General features: G+C 59.9%; 25 protein-coding genes. 12 read left to right on the forward strand and 13 right to left on the reverse strand.

What is annotated here, in order from left to right; all coding sequences use genetic code 11:
• Positions 1-137: 137 nt before the first annotated feature.
• Entirely contained in the window at positions 138-1,520 is a 1,383-nt protein-coding gene (locus D8U61_RS24875) for an AAA family ATPase (RefSeq protein ID WP_130927849.1), read from the forward strand.
• Between the two features lie 17 nt (positions 1,521-1,537).
• Positions 1,538-2,179, forward strand: a complete 642-nt coding sequence (locus tag D8U61_RS24880) for a hypothetical protein (RefSeq protein ID WP_016773067.1) — start codon at positions 1,538-1,540, stop codon at positions 2,177-2,179.
• A gap of 39 nt (positions 2,180-2,218) precedes the next feature.
• On the opposite strand, the gene D8U61_RS24885 is transcribed toward D8U61_RS24880, so the two are convergent.
• Positions 2,219-2,680 carry an Lrp/AsnC family transcriptional regulator gene (locus D8U61_RS24885; protein WP_016773068.1) on the reverse strand — a complete coding sequence of 154 codons (462 nt, stop codon included), beginning with the start codon at positions 2,678-2,680 and terminating at the stop codon, positions 2,219-2,221.
• Between the two features lie 162 nt (positions 2,681-2,842).
• Between D8U61_RS24885 and yedA the strand changes: the two genes are divergently transcribed.
• Both yedA and D8U61_RS24895 read left to right on the forward strand, forming a co-directional pair.
• Positions 2,843-3,778, forward strand: coding sequence for a drug/metabolite exporter YedA (gene yedA / locus D8U61_RS24890; RefSeq protein ID WP_130927850.1), 936 nt, complete (start codon positions 2,843-2,845; stop codon positions 3,776-3,778).
• Between the two features lie 52 nt (positions 3,779-3,830).
• Positions 3,831-5,171 (forward strand): DEAD/DEAH box helicase, encoded by a 1,341-nt coding sequence (locus D8U61_RS24895; protein ID WP_024014423.1) that lies wholly within the window; start codon positions 3,831-3,833, stop codon positions 5,169-5,171.
• A gap of 203 nt (positions 5,172-5,374) precedes the next feature.
• Here D8U61_RS24895 and D8U61_RS24900 read toward each other — a convergent pair whose 3' ends face one another.
• On the reverse strand, positions 5,375-6,616 hold the full coding sequence (locus tag D8U61_RS24900; protein ID WP_130902268.1) for a TIGR03862 family flavoprotein: 1,242 nt from the start codon (positions 6,614-6,616) through the stop codon (positions 5,375-5,377).
• Positions 6,617-6,909: 293 nt separating this feature from the next.
• A complete protein-coding gene (locus D8U61_RS24905; protein ID WP_016773071.1) occupies positions 6,910-7,830 on the reverse strand; it encodes a histone deacetylase in 921 nt (306 codons plus the stop codon).
• A gap of 82 nt (positions 7,831-7,912) precedes the next feature.
• Between D8U61_RS24905 and D8U61_RS24910 the strand changes: the two genes are divergently transcribed.
• The 3 genes from D8U61_RS24910 to D8U61_RS24920 all read left to right on the forward strand — a co-directional run bounded on the left by D8U61_RS24910 (position 7,913) and on the right by D8U61_RS24920 (position 10,053).
• Positions 7,913-8,482: a GNAT family N-acetyltransferase gene (locus D8U61_RS24910; RefSeq protein ID WP_110603105.1), complete on the forward strand. Its 570-nt coding sequence runs from the start codon at positions 7,913-7,915 to the stop codon at positions 8,480-8,482.
• A 111-nt stretch (positions 8,483-8,593) separates the two neighbouring features.
• Entirely contained in the window at positions 8,594-9,463 is an 870-nt protein-coding gene (tesB, locus tag D8U61_RS24915; protein WP_016773073.1) for an acyl-CoA thioesterase II, read from the forward strand.
• Complete coding sequence (locus D8U61_RS24920) at positions 9,460-10,053, forward strand: HAD family hydrolase (RefSeq protein ID WP_122610957.1); 594 nt, start codon at positions 9,460-9,462, stop codon at positions 10,051-10,053. The genes tesB and D8U61_RS24920 overlap by 4 nt, the downstream gene beginning before the upstream one ends.
• A 142-nt stretch (positions 10,054-10,195) precedes the next feature.
• Here D8U61_RS24920 and D8U61_RS24925 read toward each other — a convergent pair whose 3' ends face one another.
• Positions 10,196-11,149, reverse strand: a complete 954-nt coding sequence (locus tag D8U61_RS24925; RefSeq protein ID WP_122750937.1) for an alpha/beta fold hydrolase — start codon at positions 11,147-11,149, stop codon at positions 10,196-10,198.
• The gene (locus D8U61_RS24930) at positions 11,150-12,034 is read right to left on the reverse strand and encodes a neutral zinc metallopeptidase (protein WP_016773076.1); all 885 of its coding nucleotides are present in this window, start codon (positions 12,032-12,034) and stop codon (positions 11,150-11,152) included.
• 393 nt (positions 12,035-12,427) lie between these two features.
• Between D8U61_RS24930 and D8U61_RS24935 the strand changes: the two genes are divergently transcribed.
• Positions 12,428-13,306 (forward strand): DMT family transporter, encoded by an 879-nt coding sequence (locus D8U61_RS24935; protein WP_041477756.1) that lies wholly within the window; start codon positions 12,428-12,430, stop codon positions 13,304-13,306.
• 131 nt (positions 13,307-13,437) lie between these two features.
• Here the strand turns inward: D8U61_RS24935 and D8U61_RS24945 are convergent, their stop codons facing one another.
• Positions 13,438-14,775: an MFS transporter gene (locus tag D8U61_RS24945; RefSeq protein WP_130927852.1), complete on the reverse strand. Its 1,338-nt coding sequence runs from the start codon at positions 14,773-14,775 to the stop codon at positions 13,438-13,440.
• A 274-nt stretch (positions 14,776-15,049) separates the two neighbouring features.
• On the opposite strand from D8U61_RS24945, the gene quiC reads away from it, so the two are divergent.
• On the forward strand, positions 15,050-16,951 hold the full coding sequence (quiC, locus tag D8U61_RS24950; protein WP_125925956.1) for a 3-dehydroshikimate dehydratase QuiC: 1,902 nt from the start codon (positions 15,050-15,052) through the stop codon (positions 16,949-16,951).
• Between the two features lie 102 nt (positions 16,952-17,053).
• On the forward strand, positions 17,054-17,731 hold the full coding sequence (locus D8U61_RS24955; RefSeq protein WP_016773079.1) for a TetR/AcrR family transcriptional regulator: 678 nt from the start codon (positions 17,054-17,056) through the stop codon (positions 17,729-17,731).
• A 116-nt stretch (positions 17,732-17,847) separates the two neighbouring features.
• Here D8U61_RS24955 and D8U61_RS24965 read toward each other — a convergent pair whose 3' ends face one another.
• The 4 genes from D8U61_RS24965 to D8U61_RS24980 all read right to left on the reverse strand — a co-directional run bounded on the left by D8U61_RS24965 (position 17,848) and on the right by D8U61_RS24980 (position 21,716).
• Positions 17,848-18,702 (reverse strand): shikimate dehydrogenase, encoded by an 855-nt coding sequence (locus tag D8U61_RS24965; RefSeq protein ID WP_130927854.1) that lies wholly within the window; start codon positions 18,700-18,702, stop codon positions 17,848-17,850.
• A gap of 6 nt (positions 18,703-18,708) precedes the next feature.
• Complete coding sequence (aroQ, locus tag D8U61_RS24970; protein ID WP_130927855.1) at positions 18,709-19,149, reverse strand: type II 3-dehydroquinate dehydratase; 441 nt, start codon at positions 19,147-19,149, stop codon at positions 18,709-18,711.
• Between the two features lie 195 nt (positions 19,150-19,344).
• The gene (trmA, locus tag D8U61_RS24975; protein ID WP_123443299.1) at positions 19,345-20,424 is read right to left on the reverse strand and encodes a tRNA (uridine(54)-C5)-methyltransferase TrmA; all 1,080 of its coding nucleotides are present in this window, start codon (positions 20,422-20,424) and stop codon (positions 19,345-19,347) included.
• Complete coding sequence (locus D8U61_RS24980) at positions 20,421-21,716, reverse strand: NCS2 family permease (RefSeq protein ID WP_016773083.1); 1,296 nt, start codon at positions 21,714-21,716, stop codon at positions 20,421-20,423. The genes trmA and D8U61_RS24980 overlap by 4 nt, the downstream gene beginning before the upstream one ends.
• Positions 21,717-21,936: 220 nt before the next feature.
• On the opposite strand from D8U61_RS24980, the gene D8U61_RS24985 reads away from it, so the two are divergent.
• Both D8U61_RS24985 and D8U61_RS24990 read left to right on the forward strand, forming a co-directional pair.
• On the forward strand, positions 21,937-22,383 hold the full coding sequence (locus tag D8U61_RS24985) for a DUF4879 domain-containing protein (RefSeq protein ID WP_024014412.1): 447 nt from the start codon (positions 21,937-21,939) through the stop codon (positions 22,381-22,383).
• Between the two features lie 67 nt (positions 22,384-22,450).
• The gene (locus D8U61_RS24990; RefSeq protein ID WP_123443300.1) at positions 22,451-23,002 is read left to right on the forward strand and encodes a DJ-1 family glyoxalase III; all 552 of its coding nucleotides are present in this window, start codon (positions 22,451-22,453) and stop codon (positions 23,000-23,002) included.
• A gap of 4 nt (positions 23,003-23,006) precedes the next feature.
• Here the strand turns inward: D8U61_RS24990 and D8U61_RS24995 are convergent, their stop codons facing one another.
• From D8U61_RS24995 to D8U61_RS25005, 3 genes are all read right to left on the reverse strand, one after another.
• Positions 23,007-23,294: a HigA family addiction module antitoxin gene (locus D8U61_RS24995; protein WP_016773085.1), complete on the reverse strand. Its 288-nt coding sequence runs from the start codon at positions 23,292-23,294 to the stop codon at positions 23,007-23,009.
• Between the two features lie 14 nt (positions 23,295-23,308).
• Entirely contained in the window at positions 23,309-23,587 is a 279-nt protein-coding gene (locus D8U61_RS25000; RefSeq protein WP_038861219.1) for a type II toxin-antitoxin system RelE/ParE family toxin, read from the reverse strand.
• A 101-nt stretch (positions 23,588-23,688) separates the two neighbouring features.
• Positions 23,689-24,924 carry an MFS transporter gene (locus tag D8U61_RS25005; RefSeq protein WP_122610948.1) on the reverse strand — a complete coding sequence of 412 codons (1,236 nt, stop codon included), beginning with the start codon at positions 24,922-24,924 and terminating at the stop codon, positions 23,689-23,691.
• Positions 24,925-25,299: the final 375 nt, after the last annotated feature.

Genomic DNA, 25,299 nt, shown 5'->3' on the forward strand with positions numbered 1-25,299 from the left:
TTTTCAATAATATTGCTCAACAAATCTTGTAATGAGAAAATTCAATAATGAAGATTTTTTGTGCTTGAATGGATGTGTCAATTCCAAGATACTCCGGTCACCAGCATCGGACCGCTGCTCGAAAATAGAGAGCTAATATGCTTACCAAACTCGAAGCTCATGGATTTAAGAATTTACTGGATTTCTCTGTGTCATTTGGCCCGTTTAATTGTATAGCGGGGCTAAATGGAGTTGGGAAATCAAATATATTTGATGCGATAAAATTTCTCTCTTTGTTGAGTGATGAAACTATTGTCGAGGCCGCTTTAGCTGTAAGAGACTCTGAGTCTACAGATCCGCTGGATGTTTTCTGGACCAACGGGGACTACCGTGTAGAGAGCTTAAAGCTAGCGGTGGAAATGATCGTTTCATTAGATATAGTTGATGATTTTGGCCGTAAAGCTCAAGCTACATCCACCTTTTTACGTTATGAAGTAGAAATTGCTAGGGATCCAGCGGAAGAGAAATCAGGATCTTTAGGTCTGTATCTTTCACGAGAAACTTTAGTGCACATTAATAAGGGGGAGGCGACGAACTCCTTGCATTTTCCTCTTAGTGTTTCGCAGTTTCGTGATCAGGTTGTCTTGAACAAACGTAAAGGCGCTGGATTCATATCCACTCAAAAAGTAGACGATGGAGTGGTGGAAATTCACCTTCATCAAGATGGCGGTAGCAGTGGGCAGCCACAAAAAATTCCAGCTAGATATATCCCTAAAACCGTTGTGGCAAACACCAATAGTGCAGTTTGGCCCACAATTCTTGCTGCTCGACGGGAAATGCAATCTTGGCGATTTCTTTCATTAGAGCCAAGTGCAATGCGCCGTTCTAACAAAATGCATGAGGACACAAGTGTAGGAGCTGATGGGGGGAAATTGGCTGCGGCTTTGTATAAGCTTTATCGTAAAGATCCGAATGTCTACTCGCGTATTGCCAGTAGGCTTTCAGAAATTGTTCCGACTTCAGATGTCAGGGTTGATGTTGATCAAGTGAGGCAACTGCTCACAGTTGAAGTTAAGGAGCGTTCTGGTGCGTTCTTGCCAGCCCGAGCTCTTTCAGATGGTACGCTGCGATTCATGGCATTATGCATCATGGCTGAAGATCCAGATTTCAAAGGGTTACTTTGTTTTGAGGAACCTGAAAATGGTATTCATCCAGCTAAAATGGGCGCTATGTTGTCGTTGCTGAAGGAACTTGCGGTCGATACAAATTATCCTGTAGGCGAGGATAATCCTATGCGCCAAATTTTGATTGCGACGCACTCTCCAGTTTTAGTTAAGCTAGAATCGCCCGATGATCTTATTTATGCGGATGTTGTAAAGGTTCGTGGCCCGGATGGGGTGCCTGCTTCAACTATTAGATGCAAAAGTTTGCGGGAAAGCTGGAGATTTAAGTCTGGTTCTGAATGCATTGATAAAGGGTCGATTATCGCCTATCTCGCCCTTCCGCCGGACAGTCAGATATCAATGGAATTTGACGAGTAATTTAAGGGACGCCATCTATGAAAATAAGGTTTATTCTAACGGGGGAAGGCTCATCCGATCTTCGCTTGGTTGAGCATATACAGACGATTCTGATTGGCGAGGGTTTTTCCGAAGTAAGTGGTGAAGTCCCGGATTTAGGTATGTTTTCGCCTCCTGTGGGTCGCTCAGTACAAGAGAAGCTTAGAGCGTTGATTAAATATTACCCTCATGTTGATTTGATCTTTGTTCATCGCGATGCTGATGGCGCCGGTTCTATCGTTCGAGAGCAGGAGATTGAAGCGGCGAGCGATGGGGTTTTTGATTTTTCTAGAATCGTACCAGTCATTCCAGTTACCATGCTCGAGACTTGGTTGTTGGCAGATGTTGAAGCAATTAAGTTGGTAGCTGGTAATTCGAGCTATCGTGGCGGTCTGGGTTGTATTCCCGCATTACGTCGGCTTGAATCTGTGCGTGATACTAAGCAGTTGTTGTTGGAGGCGCTTTGTGAGGCCAGTGAGACACAGGGCGTTCGTTTGGCTAAGTTTAAAAAACGGTTTTCAGAAATGCGCGCTAGGTTAACGATTGACTTAAATCCTGACGGGCCTGTCCGGGGTTTAGCGTCCTATCAAAGTTTTCGTCGAAAAATAACATCGGTGTCTCAGGGTATTCTCAATATTTAGCTTGGGTGGCGCTGCTTCACCTGACACAGTATGGAGCAGTTAATCGTTTTCATTGAGATGTTGTACCAGCCATTCCAACGGCACACGCTTTTCGACTGCGCTTGAAAGCACAATCGACGTCTTGCTGAACCCGAACTTCGCCACCCGATCGATCAACTCTTCCAGCTTCGGCATCGAGGCCACCGCCGCTTGCATGATCACGCACGGGTCGCCGGTGACCCGATGGCATTCGGTGATCTGCGGGATTTTGATCAGTTCATCGTAGGCCTTCTGGTTGCCGTGCTGGTTCAGGCGCAGTTCGATCACGCACTGGATCGGCAGGCCGATTTTCGCCATATCGATTTTTGCTTGATAACCGGTGATCACTCCGGCCGCTTCTAGTTTGGCCACGCGTTCGGCGACGGCGGGGGCTGAGAGGTTAATCTTGCGCGCCAGATCAGCGTAAGACGCGCGGCCGTTTTCCAGAAGTGCGCCGAGCAGCATGCGGTCGTATTTGTCCAAGGCGAACTCCTGAAATGGCCAGACTTTAGAAATCGCGGCTTAACTCGGCGATCTCCGTGTTTTCCAAAGTGTACCGGCGCTAAAAACAGGTTTTGTAACTTATTTTTGCTCTTGCGCCTTTCTAGAATAATCCATCCACCGAGCCTGACTGTCGAGCTGCCCATGCCTGCCTTGCGCCGTTTTTCCCTGCCGTTGATCGCTGCGTTTTTTGCGTTGTACGTGATCTGGGGGTCGACCTATCTGGTGATTCGCATTGGCGTCGAATACTGGCCGCCGCTGTTGCTGGCCGGGGTGCGCTTCGTCATTGCCGGCAGCTTGATGTACGCCTGGCTGCGCTGGCGCGGTGCTCCTGCGCCGACCTGGGCGCAGTGGAAAGCGGCGGGGCTGGTCGGCATTCTGCTGCTCAGTTTTGGGAATGGCGCTGTGAGCGTGGCGGAGCACACTGGCGTGGCTTCCGGCGTTGCTGCGCTGGCGGTGGCGACGGTGCCACTGTTCACCTTGTTGTTCGGCTACTTCTGGGGCGCGCGCAATACGCGGCTGGAGTGGGCGGGTGTCGCGTTGGGGATTATTGGCATCGCCATGCTCAACATGGGTTCCAACCTGCAATCGAGCCCGCTCGGTGCGATGTTGCTGATTTTCGCGGCGGCGAGCTGGGCGTTCGGTTCGGTGTGGAGCAAGCATCTGCCGCTGCCAGCAGGGGCGATGGCCAGTGCGGTGGAAATGCTCGTCGGCGGCGTGGTCTTGCTGATCGGCAGTGCGCTGAGTGGCGAGCACCTGCAAGCCATGCCGCCGCTCGAAGGGTGGCTGGCGCTGGCCTATCTGATTTTCTTTGGCTCGATCATCGCCTTCAATTCCTACATGTATCTGCTCAAACACGTGCGCCCGGCGGCAGCGACCAGTTATGCCTACGTCAATCCGGCGGTGGCGGTGTTGCTCGGCGTGGTGTTTGTCGGCGAGACCATCGGCATCGAAGAAGCGCTGGCGATGCTGGTGATCATCAGCGCGGTGCTGCTGATCAGCCTGCCGCAGTGGCGTCGACCTGCGCAGCCACCCATGGAAGAGGCGAAAGCCGTTCCGACGGAAGCGCGTACGAATTAGGGTAAACTGCGCGGCATTGCATCCCCGCGTCATTTTTTCCTACGGTACTCCCATGACTTTCGCCTCCCTTGGCCTGATCGAACCCTTGCTGCGCTCCCTCGAGACGCTCGGCTACCAGACCCCGACGCCGGTGCAGGCGCAAGCCATTCCGGCGGTGCTGGCCGGTCGCGACCTGATGGCAGCGGCCCAGACCGGCACCGGTAAAACTGCCGGTTTCGCCTTGCCGCTGTTGCAGTTGCTGGCCATGGAAGGGCCGAAAGTCACCGCCAACTCGGCGCGTGCGCTGATTCTGGTGCCGACCCGCGAACTGGCCGAGCAGGTCCACGAAGCCGTGCGCCAGTACGCGGAAAACCTGCCGCTGCGTACTTACGCCGTGTATGGCGGCGTCAGCATCAACCCGCAGATGATGAAGCTGCGCGGCGGCGTCGATGTGCTGGTCGCCACACCCGGTCGCTTGATCGACCTGTTCCGCCAGAACGCGCTGAAACTCAATCAGCTGCAAACGCTGGTGCTGGATGAAGCCGACCGTATGCTCGACCTGGGCTTCTCCGAAGAACTGGCGAACATTTACCGCATGCTGCCGAAAAAGCGCCAGACCCTGCTGTTCTCCGCGACCTTCTCCGATGACATCCGCCTGCTCGCCGGGCAGATGCTCAATGATCCGCTGAGTGTCGAAGTCAGCCCGCGCAACGTCGCCGCCAACACGGTCAAGCAGTGGATCGTCACCGTCGACAAGAAGCGCAAGGCTGAACTGTTCGTGCACTTGATGCGCAAGAACAAGTGGAAGCAGGTGCTGGTGTTCGCCAAGACCCGCAATGGCGTCGATGCGCTGGTGGAAAAACTTCAGGGCCTCGGTGTGAATGCTGACGGCATCCATGGCGACAAACCGCAGGCTACGCGCCAGCGCGCGCTGGACCGGTTCAAGCTCAGCGAAGTGCAGATTCTGGTCGCGACCGACGTTGCCGCCCGTGGTTTGGACATCGAAGATCTGCCGCTGGTGGTCAACTTCGATCTGCCGATCGTCGCCGAGGATTACATTCACCGCATCGGCCGCACTGGTCGCGCGGGTGCCACCGGTGAGGCGATTTCGCTGGTGTGTGCCGATGAAGTGAACATGTTGTCGGCAATCGAGATGCTGACGCGGCAGAACCTGAAGCGCCAGAACGAACCGGATTTCGAACCCGAGCACCGCGTGCCGGACACCGATGCCAGCGGTCAGGTGATCAAGAAGCCGAAGAAACCGAAGAAGCCGAAAGCGTCGGGCGGTGGCGGTGGTAAGCGCAATCTGGGCAAGTGGGTCGACAGCGGCGAGACCTCGGCACCGGAGCCATCGATCAAGCCGGTGCGCAAAGTGCCGGTGTTCAATACTGGACCGCGCAAGCGCAAGCCTTGAGATCAAAGATCAAAAGCCCCTCACCCTAACCCTCTCCCGGAGGGAGAGGGGACTGATTGGGGAATGCTTGAGAGTTACGTCGACGTGATATATCAGTTGTGAATGCCTAATCGACACGATCGTTCAGGTCGTGCATGACGTCAGACACCTCGGTCGGCTCCCTCTCCTGGGGGAGAGGGCTGGGGTGAGGGGGCGAGGGCGACTCAGTTCCCGCGCCCTAACCAGCTCAACATCCCCAACCCAGCCGCCCGCCCACTGGCAAAACACCCAGTCAGCAAATACCCTCCCGTCGGCGCTTCCCAATCAAGCATCTCGCCCGCACAAAACACCCCCGGCAGGGCCTTGAGCATCAAGCGCTCATCCATCGCTTCGAATCTCACGCCACCAGCACTGCTGATCGCTTCATCCAGCGGACGGGTTTTCACCAGTGTGAGCGGCAACGCTTTGATCGCTCGCGCCAACAGCGCCGGATCGGCGAACGTTTCGGCGTCGGTCAGCTCGCGCAACAACGCTGCCTTAACTCCATCAATCCCCACCTGACTGTGCAGATGCTTGGCCATCGAGCGCGAGCCACGTGGTTTGCTCAGCGCTGCCTGTAATTTATCCACAGGCCGGCCGGGCAGCAGGTCGATGTGGATAACCGCTGCGCCGTAGCGATTGATTCCCTCGCGTATCGGCGCCGACAGCGCATAGATCAGGCTGCCTTCAATGCCGGTCGCGGTGATCACGCATTCGCCCAAGCGCGGGATGTCGTCGTTCAAACCGATGGCAATGTTTTTCAGCGGTGCGCCGGCGAATTTGCTCACCATCAGCTCGCTCCAGGCCTGCACCTCGAAGCCGCAATTGCTTGGCTGCAACGGTGCCAGATCCACGCCGCGCTGCTCCAGCGGCAACATCCACGCGCCATCCGAGCCCAGGCGCGACCAACTGCCGCCGCCGAGGGCGAGCAGGGTGGCGTCGGGGTTTACGCTGATTTCGCCTTCCGGGCTGGCGATGCGCAGTGCACCGCTTGCGTCCCAGCCGAGCCAGCGATGGCGGGTGTGGATAACTACGCCGCTGTCGCGCAGGCGCTTGAGCCAGGCGCGTAACAGCGGGGCGGCTTTCATGTCGGTGGGGAACACGCGGCCGGAGCTGCCGATGAAGGTTTCGATGCCCAGTTCATGAATCCACTGGCACAGCGCATCGGCATCGAATGCGCGCAGCAGCGGGGCGATCTGCGGTGCGCGCTCAGCGTAGCGGGAGAGGAATGCCGGGTAGGCTTCGGAATGGGTGATGTTCATGCCGCCGACCCCGGCCAGCAGGAACTTGCGCCCGACCGAGGGCATGCCGTCGTACACGTCGACGCGGATTCCGGCTTGGCTCAGCACTTCGGCGGCCATCAGGCCGGCGGGGCCACCGCCGATGATGGCGACGTGGGTGTTGGCGGGGGCGGAATTCTGGGTCATGGGCGTGCGCTGCGGTATGGCGGGACAAGGCGCGCATTCTAACAGCGCTGAACCCTGTGGGAGACACCATGTGGGAGCGAGCCTGCTCGCGAACGCGGTCTGTCAGTCAATTAGATGTTGTGGGTGCTAAAGCTTTCGCGAGCAGGCTCGCTCCCACCGGGGCTGCGGTGTATTTCGAGGCTGGTTAAAAAATAAACAGTGCGCTGGGCGCCTTGGGCAGCATGGCCTGCAGTCCCTTTCACTCAGGTTATCCACAGGCAGTTCCACAGCGATTGTGGGTAACGCAGCACGTTTCAATGACAGCCGTGTGAATCCCACACTCGTTGCGCGCTGTGATGGAGGATGCCGTGGCGGCGGGCGAGGGCGTGGCGGTCCTTGCTGTAGCCGCCGCCGATCACCCCGACCACCGGAATGTCGCGGCCCAGGCAATGGCGCATCACCCGTTCATCGCGCTCGGCTACGCCCTCGTCGGTCAGTTGCAGATAACCAAGGGCATCGTCCTTGTGCACATCGACGCCGGCGTCGTAGAGCACCAGATCCGGTTGATACAGCGGCAGCAGGTAATTGAGCGTGTCATCGACCACCTGCAGATAGTCGGCATCGCCCATGCCCTTGGGCAGCGGAATATCCCAGTCACTTTCGGCTTTGCGTGCGGGAAAATTCTTTTCGCAGTGCAGGGAAACGGTAATCGCCTCCGGCGTGTCATGCAGAATCCGCGCGGTGCCGTCGCCCTGATGCACGTCACAATCGAAGATCAGCACGCGATTGACCCGGCCGCTCTGTAACAGGTACTGGCTGATGATCGCCAGGTCATTGAAGATGCAGAAGCCGGCGGGGTAATCGTAGTGAGCGTGATGGGTGCCGCCGGCCAGATGACAGGCCAGGCCATGTTCCAGCGCTTGCTCTGCGGCGAGAATCGAACCGCCCACCGCGCGCACCGTGCGCCGCGCCAGCGCTTCGTTCCACGGCAGGCCGAGGCGCCGTTGGTCTTCGCGGGACAACTCGCCGCTCATGTAGCGTTCGATATAGCTGCGGTCATGGGCAAGGGCGAGGATGTCGTTAGGGCAGATCTGCGGGCGCAGCAGGTCGGCGTCGCGGGTCAGGCCGCTGTCGACCAAGTGATCGCGCAGCAGCCGGAACTTGTCCATGGGAAAGCGGTGATCCGCGGGAAACTCGGGGCTGTAGTCTTCGTGGTAGATCAACGGCAAGGGCATGGCTTGTTTCGCGCAGAACCAGGGAAAGAATGAACGATCCTACCAGCGATGTAGACTCAACGGCATGGAAATGGAGGGGACGATGGAGCCGATACTGGAGCTGCAAAGCGCGCGCTTGTTGATGCGTCAATGGCAGGACGAAGATTTGCCGGCATTCGCCGCGATGTGCGCCGATCCGCAGGTGATGCGCTACTTTCCGGCGCCGTTGACCCGGCTCGAAAGCGCCGCATTGATCGGCCGCGTGCGCGGACATTTTGCCGAGCACGGCTTTGGCCTGTGGGCGCTGGAGCGCAAGGACACGGGCGAGTTCATCGGTTTCACCGGGTTGGGCGTGGTCGGCTTCGATGCGCCGTTTACCCCGGCGGTGGAGATCGGCTGGCGGCTGGCCAAGGAACACTGGGGCCTGGGTTACGCCAGCGAAGCGGCGTGGACCGCACTGCGCGCGGGTTTCGACCAGTTGAAACTGGAGGAAATCGTCTCGTTTACCGCCGGGCAGAATGCGCAGTCGGAGAAGGTCATGCAGGCGATCGGCATGCATCACGATCCGCAGGATGATTTCGATCACCCCAGGCTTGCGCTCGATCACCCGTTGCGCCGCCATGTCCTGTATCGCATCAGCCGCGAACAATGGCTGCAAACCTTGCATGAATAAGCCGACACGGACGTTTACAATGGCCGCCATCGTATTTGGCCCGTGCCAGAACCTGAATCGTCCGCCGCAGCCAAGACTGCGCGGCCATTGCTTTGTGTGAGGAGAGTCTGAATGAGCCAAGTGCTGGAAGATCTGGTCGATCTGCTGACCCTGGAACCGATCGAAGAAAACCTGTTCCGTGGTCGTAGTCAGGATCTGGGGTTCCGCCAGTTGTTCGGCGGTCAGGTGCTCGGCCAGTCGCTGTCGGCGGCCAGTCAGACGGTGGAAGAGGCGCGTCATGTGCACTCGCTGCACGGTTATTTCCTGCGCCCGGGCGATGCCAAGTTGCCGGTGGTCTATTCGGTTGATCGCGTGCGTGATGGCGGCAGCTTCAGCACCCGCCGTGTGACGGCGATCCAGAAGGGCCACCCGATCTTCACGTGCAGCGCTTCGTTCCAGTACGACGAAAAAGGCTTCGAGCATCAGGGCCAGATGCCGGCGGTGGTCGGCCCGGAAAACCTGCCCTCGGAGCTGGAGCTGATCCAGCAGCGTGCGCACCTGATTCCCGAGCACATGCGTGAAAAACTGCTGTGCCCGAAACCGATCGAAGTACGCCCGGTCACCGAAAAGGATCCGTACAACCCGCAACCGGCCGATCCGATCAAATATGTGTGGTTCCGCGCCGACGGTGCCCTGGCCGACATTCCTGCGCTGCACAAATACCTGCTGGCGTACGCCTCGGATTTCGGCCTGCTGACCACGTCGATGCTGCCCCATGGCAAGTCGGTCTGGCAGAAAGACATGCAGGTCGCCAGCCTCGATCACGCGCTGTGGTTCCACAACGACCTGCGCGCCGATGACTGGTTGCTCTACGCGATGGACAGCCCGTGGGCCGGCAACTCCCGTGGTTTTTCCCGTGGCAGCGTGTTCAACCGCGCCGGGCAACTGGTCGCTTCGGTGACTCAGGAAGGCCTGATCCGCCATCGCAAGGACTGGGCATGAGCCTGACCGCAGTTCGCCATTGGGTATTCGACATGGACGGCACGCTGACCGTCGCCGTGCATGACTTTGCGGCGATTCGCGTGGCGCTGGCGATTCCGCCAGAGGACGATATCCTCACCCATCTCGCTGCATTGCCAGCGGATGAAGCAGCGGCCAAGCATGCCTGGTTGCTTGAGCATGAACGCGATCTGGCGTTGGGCTCGACCCCGGCCACCGGCGCGGTGGAGCTGGTGCGCGACCTGCATGCGCGCGGTTATCGCCTCGGCATTCTCACGCGCAATGCGCGGGAGCTGGCACATGTGACGCTGGAGGCGATCGGCCTGGCCGACTGCTTCGCGGTCGAGGATGTGCTGGGTCGCGACGAAGCACCGCCGAAGCCGCATCCCGGCGGTTTGCTGAAACTGGCCGAAGCCTGGCAAGTGCCGGCCAGTGACATGGTGATGGTTGGTGATTACCGCTTTGATCTGGATTGCGGCCGAGCAGCGGGGGCGCGGACGGTGTTGGTGAACCTGCCGGATAACCCGTGGCCGGAGTTGACGGATTGGCATGCGAAGGATTGTGTTGAGTTGCGGCGGATGCTGTTTGCCTGACATCCTCGTCGCCTGAGCCGGCCCCTTCGCGAGCAAGCTCGCTCCCACATTGGATCTTCAGTGCACACATATTTTGTGCATGTCATAGAGCTATGTGGGAGCGAGCCTGCTCGCGAAGGGGGCGGTGGATTCAGAAAAAAACCTACTGATCAAACAACGCCTTCTGCCCCTCCGCCGACGTCAGCATGCCATCCCCGTCATGCCCGACCCCAGGCACCTCCACCAGCCGCTGATTGACCCCCTCAGGATGGCGACGCAGCAAATAACCGAAATACAGCTTCCCGCGCATCAACCGGTAAGCCCCTTGCGCCTCGGCCGCGCAGCTCTTGTCCAGCGCCGGATGTTCCGGATCGACGTCCTGCTGCCCGAGCAGATAAATCACCTCGCGTTTGACGTAAGCGCTCTCGACCTGCAACGGCGTTTGCCCGCCGGCATACACCGGCATGTCCGCCAGGCCGTACTTCCAGCGATTGAAACCAGGACATTGCGCGTGATCGAACGCCACTGGCCGCTGCTCGTTGAAGTACGCATAAGAAGAAGGATTGGCCACCACATAGCGCAAGCGAATACCGTTGGCCTTGAGCGCCGGCTGATCCTTGGCCAGCAGGGCGTAACGCTGCACCACCTGACCACCGCCGGAGTGGCCGAAGATCACGATCTGCTTCACGTCCGGAAACTGTTTGCGGTCGCTGAGCCGCGCGACGATTTCGTCCAGCGCCGCGTAGGAACTCAGCGGATTCGGCCCGGTGGACAAGCCGCCGCCCATCCACTCGTTGCCCTGCCAGCGCAGCACCGTCGGCGGCAAGGAATACAGGGTGACGTCGCTTTCATTGAGAAACTGCGGAGCGATCACCAGCGTGTGCGCGGTCTGCCCGGCGAGTTCGGCGGCGCTTTCCGCGCTTTTGCGGTAGGTCTCGGCGTTGCGCAGGCGACCGTGAATGACGATCAGCACCCGCTCGATCTTCTCCGGTGCCGGGCCGATGCCCACCGCCATTTCCCCGGCCTTGAGTTGCAGGCGACCGGGGCTGATCGCATCGACGCCGGCCGCTTGCGCGGTGCCGACGATGAACAGTAACGCCACAAGCCATTTATGCATTTACAGGGTTTTCGCCGCGAAGGTGTCGCACTGGCTTACCTGGCCTTGCGCGAATCCGGTTTTGAACCAGCGCACCCTTTGCGCTGACGTACCGTGGGTAAACGAGTCCGGCACCACACGGCCCTGACCCTGTTGCTGCAAGCGATCATCGCCGATGGCGTTGGCGGCATTCAAGGCTTCCTCGATGTCGCCCGGTTCCAGCCAGTTCAGGCGTTTCTGCGCGTTATACGCCCAGACGCCGGCGAGACAGTCGGCCTGCAATTCCTGGCGAACCAGCAAGCCGCCGTCGCCCTCCATCTGCCGGCCTTGCTGACGCGCCGCCTGCATCTTCGCCGAGACGCCCAGCAGCGTCTGCACATGGTGGCCGACTTCGTGCGCAATCACGTAAGCCTGAGCGAAATCGCCAGCGGCTTTGAAGCGCTGCGACATCTCCTGAAAGAAGGCCATGTCCAGATAGACCTTCTGGTCGGCCGGGCAGTAGAACGGGCCGGTGGCAGAAGTGGCCATGCCGCACGCGGAGTTCACCCGATTGCTGAACAGCACCAGTGTCGGGTCTTTGTATTGGCGTCCGGCCTGCTGGAAGATCGGACCCCAGGTGTCTTCGGTGTCGCCGAGGATAGAGCGGACGAATTCAGCCTGTTCATCGTTGGCCGGCGGTGCCTGACGGGTTTGCGAGGTGGGCGCCGGTTGTTCCATCTGCCCGGTCAACTGGCCGAGAATCTGCATCGGGTCCTGGCCGGTGAGCCAGCCGATGCCGACGATCAGCACAATAGCGGTCAGGCTCAGGCCCTTGCCGCCACCGAAGCGCATGCCGCCGCCACCGCCGGCATCATCACCCCGGGCGTCGACGACGTTGTCACTGCGTCGGCCTTTTTTCCATAGCATGTGGGAATCCTCTTTCTATTGCCGGTGATGAATCTGCTGGTGATGAGTGTTGCCGCTGTGTGAGTGTGGCGCCAGTCCGGTCGTCCGTCCATGCACACGCGCCCACATGGTGCGGGCCTGGTATTGACGGTCGAGCGCGCCGTGAATTCAATCCCGAGTGGAATTTCTTCCGTCGAACTCATGAACCCGCTGTTCCGACGGCAGTCTGTGATGTTGCACACTGGCCGGGCGCCGAAGTGGCGGGAATCTTGCCTCAAGGTTTTGCCTGGCGGCGGTTTCCCGGCGAAGAAGAGTGCAACCTGTGCGGTTGCTGAAAGCTCGGCCGACTATGATTGCCACAACGATTGCCGCCAGCGCGAACGCTCGCCCGGATTTTTTTTTCAGAGATTGCCAATGACCGTCAGCACCCCGCTCTCCGGTGTCAACCAGCCCTTCAAGGGGATCTTGCTGATTGTCGTGGCGACGTTCCTGTTTTCCAGCCACGACGCGTTGTCGAAATACCTCTCCGGTTTTTATCCGATCGTGATGGTGGTGTGGGCGCGCTATGTGGTGCACACCTTGTTGATGGCGGGGATTTTCCTGCCGCAGTCCGGTTTGCGCGTGCTGCGCACGAAAAAACCGTTATGGCAGCTCGCCCGTGCCCTGTGCCTGCTCGGCACCAGCCTGTTTTTCACCACGGCGCTGCTGTACATCCCGCTGGCCGAAGCCACGGCGGTCAACTTTCTCGCACCGGTATTGGTGACGGCATTGTCGGTGCCGTTGCTCAAGGAACGGGTGACGCGCGGGCAGTGGATCGCGGTGATCTGCGGCTTCATCGGCGTGCTGATCATCGTCCACCCGGGCGGCGAACTGTTCACCCCGGCGATCCTGCTGCCGTTCTGCTCGGCGCTGTTCTTCTGCTTCTACCAATTGCTGACGCGCAAGCTCGCCGAAGTGGACAGCCCGACCACCAGCAACTTCTTCGCCGGGCTGTGCAATACCTTGGTGATGAGCGCGCTGGTGCCGTTCTTCTGGCAGGTGCCGACGTTGCCTCATGCCGCGCTGATGCTGGCGCTGGGCAGCTGCGGGATGACGGCGCATCTGTTCCTGACCCAGGCCTTCCGTCACGCAGCACCAGCCTTGCTGGCGCCGTTCGGCTATTGCCAGATTGTCTTTGCCGGATTGTTGGGCTGGCTGCTGTTCAATCACACCCCGAGCGGGTTGACGGTGATTGGTATTGCGGTGATCTGTTGCAGCGGATTGGCGGCAGCGTGGCAGCAGAGCCGGCGCTGAAGAGCGGATCCCGGTACAACTTGTGGGAGCGAGCCTGCTCGCGAAAGCGGTGGGTCAGTCGCCATATTCAGCGGCTGACGTGACGCCTTCGCGAGCAGGCTCCCTCCCACAATGGGATGTATGCAGGCAGGTTATTCGGTAACGGTCGGAATCTTGCGCGGTGCCATGAAGTACATCCACGTCAGTGCGAGGAAGTACATCGCCGGAATCAGCGTGAACAGCACTGTGTAGTTGTTGTTGGTGACGGTGAGGATGTGGCCGACGATCTGGGTCATGAACATCCCGCCGATCGCCGCGCACATGCCGCCGAAGCCGAACACTGTGCTCATCATGTGCTTGGGCGTGTAGTCCATCACCAGGCTCCAGATGTTCGCAGTCCAGGCCTGATGCGCGCCGATCGCCAGCGAGATCGCCGCCACCGCCACCCACAGATTCGCCGAGCCGGCAGCCATGACCACGCCGATGATGCAGCAGGCAAACAGCAACATCGACAGCAGCCGCGCCTTGATCGAGTTCATGCCGCGACCGATCAGGAACGAGGACAGAATCCCGCCGCCGACACTGCCGAAGTCAGCCGTGACGTAGATGATGATCAGCGGAATACCCATCTGCGTCACGTTGATGCCGAGGTTGTATTGCTGATTGAGAAACGGCGGCAGCCAGTACAGATAGAACCAGAACACCGGCGCGGTCAGCGAGTAGGCGAGGGCGAAGGCCCAGGTGCCGCGCATGCGCAGGATCTTGCTGAACGGCACGCGAGCCTGTTCCGGTTCGACTTGCTGCTGGATGTAATCGAGCTCCGACTGTTTCACCGTCGGGTGATCTTCCGGATTGAAGTATTTCAGGCCCCAGAACAACAGCCAGATCCCGCCGAGTGCGGCCATGCAGAGGAACGCCGCTTGCCAGCCCCACACATGCAGGACCAGTGGCAGCAGCATCGGCGTGAACATCGCGCCGACGTTGGTGCCGGCGTTGAAAATGCCGGTAGCGACTGCACGTTCACCGGCCGGGAACCACAGGCGCGTGGTTTTCAAACAGGCCGGGTAGTTGGCCGCTTCCGTCAGGCCGAGGATGAAGCGGCAGACCATGAAGCCGACTGCCGAGGTCGCCAGGCCATGGGCGCCGGTCGCCAGGCTCCAGAGCAGCACGGCGCAGAAGAACACGCGCTTGACGCCGACCCGGTCGATCAGGCGTCCCTGCAGGACAAAACCGATCGCGTAGCCGACCTGAAACCAGAAGTTGATGTTGGCGTAATCCATCGCCGTCCAGCTCATTTCCTTGGCGAGGATCGGCTGCATGACGCCGAGGGCGGCGCGGTCGATGTAGTTGAGGGTGGTGGCGAAAAACACCAGCGCCAGCATGCCCCAGCGGGTCTTGCCGACAGCCATGGCGCCGCGGATCTTGTCGCCAATGCCACCCGTGGCAGTGCTCATGGCCGGAGCCATGCGGGAAGTCTGTGAAGGAATCATGTGTTCCACCCGTTTTTGGATTTGTTATTTGGTGTTCTTTTCTGTCGAACACCTTGCCCGGTGGTTAGTGGCCGGACTCGATGTGCAACCGATGTTGGGCAGTGAACAAAAAATCGTCAATTCGCTAAATCGCCTTAGTGTTCGATAATCGCACGCAAAACTAACCGGGTAGTACACTTTAAATTGCTGCGCGCAGGGATGCAGCCAATAATTTGCTCATCCTATAAAAGCGGCGCGGCTCACGCAGCCGCCGTCTCCAAACGGGAGTTGAAACATGCAGCGTTCCATTGCCACCGTTTCCTTGAGCGGCACCCTGCCGGAAAAACTCGAAGCCATTGCCGCCGCCGGGTTCGACGGCGTGGAGATTTTCGAAAACGACCTCCTGTACTACGACGGCAGTCCCCGGGAAATTAAACAGATGTGCGCCGATCTGGGGATCGCCATCACCCTGTTCCAGCCGTTCCGTGACTTCGAAGGCTGCCGCCGCGATCGCCTGGCGCGCAACCTCGAGCGTGCCGAGCGCAAATTCGATCTGATGCAGGAACTTGGCACCGACCTGGTGCTGGTCTGCAGCAACGCCTCGCCGGACAGTGTCGGCGATCAGCAAATCCTCGTCGATGATTTGCGCCTGCTGGCCGAACGCGCCGGCGCCCGTGGCTTGCGCATCGGTTACGAAGCGCTGGCGTGGGGCCGTCACGTCAATACTTATCAACAGGTCTGGGACATCGTTCGTCAGGCTGATCACCCCAACCTCGGCGTGCTGCTCGACAGCTTTCACACCCTGTCGCTGAAGGGCGATCCCAGCGCGATCGCCGACATTCCCGGCGACAAGATCTTCTTCGTGCAAATGGCCGACGCGCCGATCCTGGCCATGGACGTGCTGGAGTGGAGCCGGCATTTCCGCTGTTTCCCGGGGCAGGGCGAATTCGATCTGCCGGGTTTCCTCGCACCGATCATCAAGAGTGGCTATACCGGGCCGTTGTCACTGGAAATCTTCAACGACGGCTTCCGCGCCGCGCCCCCGCGAGCTAACGCCGCCGACGGATTGCGCTCGCTGCTGTATCTGGAAGAGAAGACCCGTCAGCGTCTCGAGCAGGAAGCGCCGCCGGTGGCCAACCGTGACATTCTTTTCGAAACGCCGCCGGCCAGCGAATACAACGGGGTTGAATTTCTCGAGTTTGCCGTCGACGAAGCGTTGGGCGCGAAGCTCAGTCACTGGCTGCAACGCCTCGGTTTTGCCAAGGCCGGGCAGCATCGCTCCAAGAGCGTCAGCCTGCTGCGTCAGGGCGATATCAACCTGATCCTCAACTCCGAGCCGTATTCGTTCGCCCACAGCTTTTTCGAAGCCCACGGCCCGTCGCTGTGCGCCACGGCGGTGCGGGTCAAGGACAGCGCCAGTGCGCTGGCCCGCGCCGTCGCTTACAAGGGGCAGCCCTATCGCGGGCTGGTCGGGCCGAATGAACTGGAGCTGGCGGCGGTGCGCGCACCGGACGGCAGCCTGATTTATCTGGTCGATGCGGACGCCGACGTGTACGGCACCGATTTCAATCTGTTGCCGGACGCGCAGACCGGCGGCGGCCTCAAGCGTATCGATCACATGGCCATGGCCCTGCCTGCCGACAGCCTCGACAGTTGGGTGCTGTTTTACAAAAGCCTGCTGGATTTCGAAGCCGACGATGAGGTGGTCTTGCCCGATCCGTACGGTCTGGTGAAGAGCCGCGCACTGCGCAGTCGCGACAGCTCGATCCGGCTGCCGCTGAACATCTCCGAGAACCGCAACACCGCCATTTCGCATGCGCTGTCGAGTTATCGCGGCTCCGGTGTGCACCACATCGCCTTCGATTGTGACGACATCTTCACCCAGGTCAGTCGCGCCAAAGAGGCTGGCGTGCCGCTGCTGGACATCCCGCTGAATTACTACGACGACCTTGCGGCGCGTTTCGATTTCGACGATGAGTTTCTCAGCGAGCTGGCCTATTACAACGTGCTCTACGACCGTGACGCCCAGGGCGGCGAGTTGTTTCACGTCTACACCGAGCCGTTCGAGGGGCGTTTCTTCTTCGAGATCATCCAGCGCAAGAATGGCTATGCCGGCTACGGCGCGGCCAACGTTGCGGTGCGGCTGGCGGCGATGGCCAAATCCCGCAGCGGTGCGGTGCGTCAGGCGAAGTTGTAGGGAATTCGTAAACGCGGGATCAAACACCGGCTGCGCGGCTTCCTTCACTGTCCCGCGCGGCCCATAATCGCCAGCTTGTGCAGTGATGGCCGTGAGCCCGCGATGACCATGAATTCAGAACTTTCCGCCGCTGCTGTCGAGTCCGACGCAGTGCCGCGCAAGAGTCGCAAGAACAATCCGGAAAAGACCCGCGAGAACATTCTGCAGGAGGCGATCGTCGAGTTCGTCCAGCAGGGCTTGTCCGGCGCCCGCGTCGACGCGATCGCCGAGCGTATCCACACCTCCAAGCGCATGATCTATTACTACTTCGGCAGCAAGGAGCAGTTGTACGTCGAGGTGCTGGAGAAGCTTTACGGCGATATCCGCAGCACGGAAAACCGCCTGCACCTGGACGAGCTGCCGCCCGAGCTGGCGATCCGTCGGTTGGTGGAATTCACCTTCGATCACCATGACCACAACGTCGATTTCGTGCGCATCGTCAGCATCGAAAACATCCACAACGCCGAGTACGTAAAGCGTTCCGATGCGATCAAGGCGCTAAACAACACGATCCTCGATACCTTGGGCGGGATTCTGCAACGGGGCGCGGACGAAGGTCTGTTCCGGCGAGGCATCGATGCGCTGGACGTGCATCTGCTGATCAGTTCGTTCTGCTTCTATCGCGTGTCGAACCGCCACACGCTGGGGGAAATCTTCCAGATCGACCTGCCGGACGAAACCATCAAGCAGCGCCACCGCGAGATGATCTGCGAATCGGTGTTGCGCTACCTGAAGGCCTGACTCGATCTTCCCTGTGGGAGCGAGCCTGCTCGCGAAAGCGGTGTGTCAGTCGCCCTGTTCGTTGACTGAATCGACGCCTTCGCGAGCAGCTCGCTCCCACAGAGTTACCCTGTTGTTCAGCCATTCATGCTCTGAAAATGCTCGAGCATACGCTGCGCATCCGGCACCACGCCGCTGAACAGTTCAAACGCCTTCACCGCCTGAAACACCGCCATGTTGCCGCCATCCAGCGTGCGGCAACCCAAGGCGCGGGCGTCGCGCAGCAGTTCGGTTTCCAGCGGGAAATACACAATCTCCGCGACCCACATTTCCTTGCGCAGCAACCCGGCCGGCACCGGTGAACCCGGCAGCTTGGCCATGCCCATCGGCGTGGTGTTGACCAGACCATCGGCCTGCGCCAGCGCCACGGGCAAATCCCGCCCCGCCTGTGCGCGACCGGCGCCAAAATGTTGATTGAGATTGTTTGCCAGGCTCTCGGCACGCTCGCGGTCGACATCAAAAATCGTCAATTGCCGTACGCCTTCGCTGAGCAGCGCGTGGGCCACCGCCGCGCCAGCGCCACCGGCGCCCATCTGGACGACGCGTTCACGGGCAGCGTCTGTCAGACCCCGGCGAAAACCCTCGGCGAAACCGAGGCAATCGGTGTTGTGGCCGACACGCTTGCCGTCCTTCAGCACCACCGTGTTCACCGCGCCGATGCCACGGGCTTCCGGCGACAACTCATCGAGCAGCGGGATGACCGCCTGTTTGCACGGGAAAGTGATGTTCAGCCCGGTGTAATTCATTCGCTCCGCCGCCTGCAGCAAGTCGGGCAGGGCCGTGCTGTCGAGGCGCAATTGATCGAGGTCGATGAGCTGGTACAGATACCGCAGGCCCTGCGCATCACCTTCGTGCTCATGCAGTGCCGGCGTGCGTGAAGCCTGAATCCCGGCGCCGATCAGCCCGGCGAGTATCACCTTGGAACGCGACATGGTTTCTTACCTCTGCAACCGCTGGCTGAAATGCTCCAGCGCCAGGCGATAGCCATGGCTGCCGAACCCGCACATCACCGCCGTGGCAATGTCGGAAACAAATGAATGATGACGAAACGGCTCACGGGCGTGGACGTTGGACAGGTGCACTTCAATCACTGGCAGCTCGCTGGCGACCAAGGCATCGCGAATCGCCACGGACGTGTGCGTCCACGCCGCCGGATTGATCACGATCCCGGCACAACGACCACGCGCGGCGTGAATCCAGTCGAGCAGCTCGCCTTCATGATTGGTCTGGCGAAATTCCACGGTCAGACCGAACTCGTCAGCCGCGCGACCACACAGCGCGGAAATATCCGCCAGGGTTTCATGACCATAAGTCGCCGGCTCGCGAGTGCCGAGCAGGTTCAGGTTCGGGCCGTTAAGCACCAGAACGGTAGGGGACATGGGGTAACTCCACTTCTTGTTTTTGGCATCGGCCGAGAGGGTTCAGCCTGTGGAGATAAAATGTACTAGATGGTTACATCGGTCAATTGGACAGAAATGACCTTGGCGTTTTATGTTCGGTGATCGCACAGATCAAAAGATTCCCCACAAAAAAGCCGTCAATCACGACGGCTTTTCCGTATCAGCTACCCGCAATCAACGCCGGGTCAGCAGCACACCGGATTCCATGTGATGGGTCCACGGGAACTGGTCAAACATCGCGCACTTGGTAATGCGGTGGGTGTCATGCAACTGGGCGATGTTAGCCGCCAGGGTGTCCGGGTTGCAGGAAATGTAGAGGATGTTGTCGAAGCGCCGGGTCAGTTCGCAGGTGTCCGGATCCATGCCGGCGCGCGGTGGGTCGACGAAGACGCTGCCGAATTCGTAGCTCTTCAGATCGATGCCGTGCAGGCGACGGAACGGGCGCACTTCGTTGAGCGCTTCGGTCAGTTCCTCGGCGGACAAGCGCACCAGCGTGACGTTATCCACAGCGTTTTCGCTGAGATTGCTCAGGGCCGCGTTGACCGAAGTCTTGCTGATTTCGGTAGCGAGCACTTTGCGCACGCGAGTCGCCAGCGGCAGGGTGAAGTTACCGTTGCCGCAGTACAGCTCGAGCAGATCGTCGCTGCGATCGCCCAAGGCTTCGTATGCCCAATTGAGCATCTTCTGGTTCACCGTGCCGTTGGGCTGGGTGAACGCGCCTTCGGGCTGGCGATAGCTGAAGGTGCGGCCGCCGACTTCGAGTTTCTCCACGACATAGTCCTGACCGAGCACTTCGCGCTTGCCTTTGGAGCGGCCGATGATGCTCACGCCCAGATCCGCCGACAACTGAGTTGCCGCCGCATGCCAGTGCTCGTCCAGCGGACGGTGATAGCACAGGGTGATCATCGCGTCGCCGGCCAGCGTGGTCAGGAATTCGACCTGGAACAACTTGTGGCTCAGCGCCGAACTGGCTTGCCACGCGGCCTTCAACTGCGGCATCAACTGGTTGATGCGCAGGCTGGCAATCGGGAATTCTTCGATGAGTATCGGCGTGCGCTTGTCGTCCTGAGAGAACATCGCGTAATGCCGCTCGCCGCCCTCGCGCCACAGGCGGAATTCGGCGCGCAGGCGGAAGTTCTGCAGAGGCGAGTCAAACACCGTCGGCTCGGGTGCATCGAACGATGCCAGCAGATCACGCAAGCGCGTGACCTTGGCCTCGAGTTGTTCGGCGTAGGCTTGGGAATCGAAACTCATGCGTTGAACCAACCCAACTTGATCACAAACAGAATCGACAGAATCACCAGAGCCGGGTTCAGCTCACGGGCACGGCCGGACAGCAGTTTGATGGCGGTCCAGGCGATGAAGCCGAAGGCGATGCCGTTGGCGATCGAATAGGTGAACGGCATGGCCAGTGCGGTAACCACAACCGGTGCTGCCACGGTGATGTCGTCCCAGTCTATTTCCGCCAGGCCGGAAGTCATCAGCACCGCGACGAACAGCAGCGCTGGCGCGGTGGCGAATGCCGGAACGCTGGCCGCCAAGGGCGAGAAGAACAGCGCCAGCAGGAACAGGATTGCCACGACGATGGCGGTCAGGCCCGTGCGGCCACCGGCACTGACGCCGGCAGCGGATTCGATGTAACTGGTGGTGGTCGACGTGCCCAGCAGCGAGCCGGCCATGGCCGCCGTACTGTCGGCGATCAGCGCACGGCCCATTTTCGGCATGTGGCCGTCCTTGCCCATCAGGCCGGCGCGCTTGGCGACGCCGATCAGGGTCCCGGAGTTGTCGAACAGGTCGACGAACAGGAAGGCGAAGATCACGCTGACCAGACCGATGTCCAGTGCGCCTTTGATGTCCAGTTGCAGGAAGGTCGGCGCCAGCGACGGCGGCATCGACATGATGCCGCCGAACTCGGTGACGTTCAGTACGATCGAGGCGATGGTTACGGCGAGAATGCCGATCAGCACCGCGCCGCGCACTTTCAGCGCTTCGAGGGCGACGATCACGGCGAAGCCGACGGTGGCCAGAATCGGTGCCGGTTTGGTCAGATCGCCGAGGCCGACCATGGTCGCCGGGTTGCTGACCACGATACCGGCGTTGTGCAGGGCGATCAGCGCCAGGAACAGGCCGATACCGGCGGCAATCGCCGAGCGCAGTGGCAGCGGAATGGCGTTGATGATCCATTCGCGGATGCGGAAGATCGACAGCAGGAAAAACAGCACGGCGGAAATGAACACCGCACCCAGCGCCACCTGCCAGGTGTGGCCCATGTGCAGCACCACGGTGTAGGTAAAGAAGGCGTTCAGGCCCATGCCCGGAGCGAGGGCGATCGGGTAGTTGGCGATCAGGCCCATCACGGTCGAGCCGATGGCGGCCGCCAGACAGGTGGCGACGAAAATTGCGCCCTTGTCCATGCCGGTCTCGCCGAGGATGCTCGGGTTGACGAACAGAATGTAAGCCATGGCCAGGAAAGTCGTGACGCCCGCAAGAATTTCGGTGCGCACGTTGGTGTTGTGTGCCTTGAGTTGAAACAGCCTTTCCAGCATGTCTGCTCCCCGTGGCGCGCGTGGCGCCGTGAATGTATCGACCTCAACAGCAAAGCACAGACCGTCGCAAGCGCCTGGGAAATTGTCGTGGGTCGGAAAAAGCCGCGCATCATACCAGCCGCGTGAGGAATTTGGCGGATGTTGGTGTCGATCGTCGGCGAAGTTTTGCGCAGCCGACAACTGCGCCATACTGCGCGCTGATTTTTTGGAGTGGGCAGGCATGCGCAACGGCGGGATCAGGATTTTCGGATGGATTGCAGCACTGCTGCTGACAGCTCCGGCGTTCGCGGCATCGGCGCCGCCGCTCACCGAGGTGAAGGTGATCAAAGTGCAATCGCCATCCTGCGGTCTGGAAGATATTGCCGATAACCAGCCGCAAACCCAATGCAATCACAGCGGGCCGAATATCAAGGTCTATGTGCTGGAAGTCGGCTATGGCCAGAACCAGCCACACGTGACTTTGGATGGCTTCGAGGTCAACGGCACCCGAGGTCCGGTGTGCGCCTTCGATAATGGCAATCTCACTGAATGCACCCCTGGCAGCAAAACCGTCGGTTCTCTTTATACCTTCGATCTGGCCGGCAAACAGCAAGGCACCTTCAACTTCAGCAACACCTCGATCAACGCTCCGCGCAACACGCTTTCGACTCAGCTTTACATCAAGTAACGGCTGTCTGCGAACAAGGTGGGACAAAGCTGACTACGCTTGACTGACTACCCAGCGGAAAGCGCCCATGACTTCCAGAGCCCTGATTGCCCTCGCCGAAGGCATCGACGATTTGCAAAGCGTGACCCTGATCGACGTGCTGCGCCGCGCCGGCATCGAAGTGGTCGCCGCCAGCATCGAAGGCCGGCGCATGCTGACCTGCGCACGCGGCACCCGGCTGACTGCCGACGGCATGCTCGTCGATGTACTGGCACAGACTTTTGACCTCATTGCCCTGCCGGGCGGTGCCGTCGGTTCCCTGCATCTGGCGGCGCATCAGCCCTTGCAGCAGTTGCTCAAGGACCAAGCCAGCGCCGGCCGCCTGTTCGCCGCCATCGGCGAAGCCCCAGCCACCGCCCTCCAGGCATCAGGCGTGCTGCGCCAGCGACGCATGACCTGCCTGCCCGGCGCCAGCCATCAGTTGTCCGGCTGTACGTTTGTTGATCAACCGGTGGTGGTCGACGGCAACTGCATCACCGCCCAAGGCTCGGGCGCGGCGCTGGAATTTGCCCTGACCCTGGTCGAGCAGCTTGGTGGCAAGGCGTTGCGGGCGAGGGTGGCGGGGGAGTTGATGGCCTGACGGGTCAGCCGTGGGCTGCGAGGGGTTCTATCATTGGTTGCTCACGGTGCTCCGCTTGCCAAAGATCGTAGTCGGTTTGGACGCCTAGCCAAACGCGCGCCTTGCCGATCCCTGCACGCTCAAGTCGTACTGCCAGATCCGGGCTGATTGGCGCGTGTCCGTGCAGTACGCGCGAAAGATGCGGGCGTGCAAAGCCAAGGTGCCGGGCCAATTCGCTCACGCTGATACCAAGCTCGGGCAAGACATCCAGCAGCAGGGTTTCACCGGGGTGTGGCGGGTTGTGCATGGGCATGAGCCTGCCTCCTGTCAGTGGTAGTCCAGATAATCGACCAATTCGATATCCGAACCGACAAAACGAAAGATCACTCGCCAGTTGCCTGAAACGCTGAGCGACCAGTATTCACTCAGCTCGCCTTTCAACGGATGCAGGCGCCAGCCCGGCAAGTCCAGATCGCCGGGAAGTGTCGCTCGATCCATGAACTGCAACATGCGCGACAGCCGTTTTGCATGGTCGGCACGAATTCCACGAGTCGTACCTGTTTCATAGAAGCCACGAAGGCCTTTGTGCTGAAAGGATTTGATCATGGCGGCGAGTGTAAGGCGATACATTACACTCAGTGCGGTAACTATGTACCGCACGTTGTCGCTTGATATGTGCTGAGCAGGTGAGTTTTTTCCAAAAAAGCTCAGACCTTCTCTTCCACCGGCACATGCATCCGGTCCCGATTCGCCAACGTCGGAAACAGTTTGATCCACGTCCCCGTCACCACCAGGGTGCCGATCCCGCCCATCACCACCGCCGGCACGGTGCCGAACCAGTGGGCGGTGATGCCGGATTCGAATTCGCCCAACTGGTTCGATGCGCCGATGAACAGGCCGTTCACCGCGCTGACCCGGCCGCGCATTTCGTCGGGAGTTTCCAGCTGTACGAACGAGGCACGGATGACCATGCTGATCATGTCCGCTGCGCCGAGCACCACCAGCACCGCCAGGGAGAACCAGAACGAGGTCGACAAACCAAACGCGATAGTGGCGACGCCGAAGATGCCGACGGCGGTGAACATCACCCGGCCGACATTGCGTTCTACGGCAAATCGCGCGAGAAACAGCGACATCAGCAACGCACCCACCGCCGGCGCCGAGCGCAACAGGCCAAGACCCCACGGGCCGGTCAGCAGAATGTCCTTGGCGAACACCGGCAGCAACGCCGTGGCGCCGCCGAGCAACACGGCGAACAGGTCCAGCGAGATCGCGCCGAGGATGTCCGGGCGGCTGCGGATAAAGCGAATCCCCGCCAGCAGCGAGTCCAGCGTGGCTTTGCCTTTATTCAATGGCGTCTGGCGTGCCGGCAGGTTGAGCATCAGCGAACAGGCGATCACATACAGCAGCACGGTCGGGCCGTAGACCCAGACGCTGCCGAATGCATAGAGCAAACCGCCGAGGGCCGGGGCGACGATAGTGGCCGACTGCTGCGCCGATTGCGCGGCGGCAACTGCGCGGGGGAAAAGCGCACTTGGGACGATGCTCGGCAGCAGCGCCTGAGTCGTCGGCATCTCGAACGAACGGGCGGCGCCGAGCAGAAAGGCGAGGATGAAAATCATCTCGCGGGTGACGTGATCGGTGGCGCTGCCGATGGCCAGCGCCAAGGCAATCAACGCCTGCAACGACTGGCAAAGCGCGGCGACCTTGCGCCGATCGTAGCGATCAGCGACATGCCCGGTGTGCAGCATGAACAGCACCCGCGGGGCGAATTCGACCAGCCCGACCAGGCCCAGATCCAGCACGTTGCCGGTCAGTTGATACAGGTTCCAGCCAATTGCCACGGTGAGCATCTGGAACCCGCTGGCGGTGAAAATCCGCGCCAGCCAGAAAGCCATGAACGGACGATGGTGACGTAACAGCAGGGGCTCTTGTGTGGGCATCTGAAGGCAGGTCTTGGACGAGTGAACGGCGAGATTATCACCAGTCTGTAACAGGAAGTTGCTACGAGAAACAATTCAGTTAGCCAGACATCGATCTTTCATGCTGACAATCAGCCCTGTGGTGAGGGGATTTATCCCCGTTGGGTCGCGCAGCGGCCCCAAAATCTCGAAACGACGACTGCTGCGCAGCCGGACGGGGATAAATCCCCTCGCCACAGGGGAGTGAGGCAACTTGTCACGCGGCAAACCACCACGCAGTTCATTGGCAAAAATGGGACTACTCTTTCAACGTTGCTTGATCCAGATCAAGACCCCGACCGGAACTGATCTGGCGGCCATTTGGCCAGACTCCCTGCGTTGCGATGGTTGCAAAAA

Source organism: Pseudomonas sp. Sample_14 (genome assembly GCF_004307515.1).
Lineage (GTDB): Bacteria > Pseudomonadota > Gammaproteobacteria > Pseudomonadales > Pseudomonadaceae > Aquipseudomonas > Aquipseudomonas atacamensis.

Excerpts from the sequence above, each read along its gene's own strand:
- D8U61_RS24875 (WP_130927849.1), top strand. The coding sequence starts at position 138 with ATGCTTACCAAACTCGAAGCTCATGGATTTAAGAATTTACTGGATTTC.
- D8U61_RS24880 (WP_016773067.1), top strand. The coding sequence starts at position 1,538 with ATGAAAATAAGGTTTATTCTAACGGGGGAAGGCTCATCCGATCTTCGC.
- yedA (WP_130927850.1), top strand. The coding sequence starts at position 2,843 with ATGCCTGCCTTGCGCCGTTTTTCCCTGCCGTTGATCGCTGCGTTTTTT.
- D8U61_RS24895 (WP_024014423.1), top strand. The coding sequence starts at position 3,831 with ATGACTTTCGCCTCCCTTGGCCTGATCGAACCCTTGCTGCGCTCCCTC.
- D8U61_RS24900 (WP_130902268.1), bottom strand. The coding sequence starts at position 6,616 with ATGACCCAGAATTCCGCCCCCGCCAACACCCACGTCGCCATCATCGGC.
- D8U61_RS24905 (WP_016773071.1), bottom strand. The coding sequence starts at position 7,830 with ATGCCCTTGCCGTTGATCTACCACGAAGACTACAGCCCCGAGTTTCCC.
- D8U61_RS24910 (WP_110603105.1), top strand. The coding sequence starts at position 7,913 with ATGGAGCCGATACTGGAGCTGCAAAGCGCGCGCTTGTTGATGCGTCAA.
- tesB (WP_016773073.1), top strand. The coding sequence starts at position 8,594 with ATGAGCCAAGTGCTGGAAGATCTGGTCGATCTGCTGACCCTGGAACCG.
- D8U61_RS24920 (WP_122610957.1), top strand. The coding sequence starts at position 9,460 with ATGAGCCTGACCGCAGTTCGCCATTGGGTATTCGACATGGACGGCACG.
- D8U61_RS24925 (WP_122750937.1), bottom strand. The coding sequence starts at position 11,149 with ATGCATAAATGGCTTGTGGCGTTACTGTTCATCGTCGGCACCGCGCAA.
- D8U61_RS24930 (WP_016773076.1), bottom strand. The coding sequence starts at position 12,034 with ATGCTATGGAAAAAAGGCCGACGCAGTGACAACGTCGTCGACGCCCGG.
- D8U61_RS24935 (WP_041477756.1), top strand. The coding sequence starts at position 12,428 with ATGACCGTCAGCACCCCGCTCTCCGGTGTCAACCAGCCCTTCAAGGGG.
- D8U61_RS24945 (WP_130927852.1), bottom strand. The coding sequence starts at position 14,775 with ATGATTCCTTCACAGACTTCCCGCATGGCTCCGGCCATGAGCACTGCC.
- quiC (WP_125925956.1), top strand. The coding sequence starts at position 15,050 with ATGCAGCGTTCCATTGCCACCGTTTCCTTGAGCGGCACCCTGCCGGAA.
- D8U61_RS24955 (WP_016773079.1), top strand. The coding sequence starts at position 17,054 with ATGACCATGAATTCAGAACTTTCCGCCGCTGCTGTCGAGTCCGACGCA.
- D8U61_RS24965 (WP_130927854.1), bottom strand. The coding sequence starts at position 18,702 with ATGTCGCGTTCCAAGGTGATACTCGCCGGGCTGATCGGCGCCGGGATT.
- aroQ (WP_130927855.1), bottom strand. The coding sequence starts at position 19,149 with ATGTCCCCTACCGTTCTGGTGCTTAACGGCCCGAACCTGAACCTGCTC.
- trmA (WP_123443299.1), bottom strand. The coding sequence starts at position 20,424 with ATGAGTTTCGATTCCCAAGCCTACGCCGAACAACTCGAGGCCAAGGTC.
- D8U61_RS24980 (WP_016773083.1), bottom strand. The coding sequence starts at position 21,716 with ATGCTGGAAAGGCTGTTTCAACTCAAGGCACACAACACCAACGTGCGC.
- D8U61_RS24985 (WP_024014412.1), top strand. The coding sequence starts at position 21,937 with ATGCGCAACGGCGGGATCAGGATTTTCGGATGGATTGCAGCACTGCTG.
- D8U61_RS24990 (WP_123443300.1), top strand. The coding sequence starts at position 22,451 with ATGACTTCCAGAGCCCTGATTGCCCTCGCCGAAGGCATCGACGATTTG.
- D8U61_RS24995 (WP_016773085.1), bottom strand. The coding sequence starts at position 23,294 with ATGCCCATGCACAACCCGCCACACCCCGGTGAAACCCTGCTGCTGGAT.
- D8U61_RS25000 (WP_038861219.1), bottom strand. The coding sequence starts at position 23,587 with ATGATCAAATCCTTTCAGCACAAAGGCCTTCGTGGCTTCTATGAAACA.
- D8U61_RS25005 (WP_122610948.1), bottom strand. The coding sequence starts at position 24,924 with ATGCCCACACAAGAGCCCCTGCTGTTACGTCACCATCGTCCGTTCATG.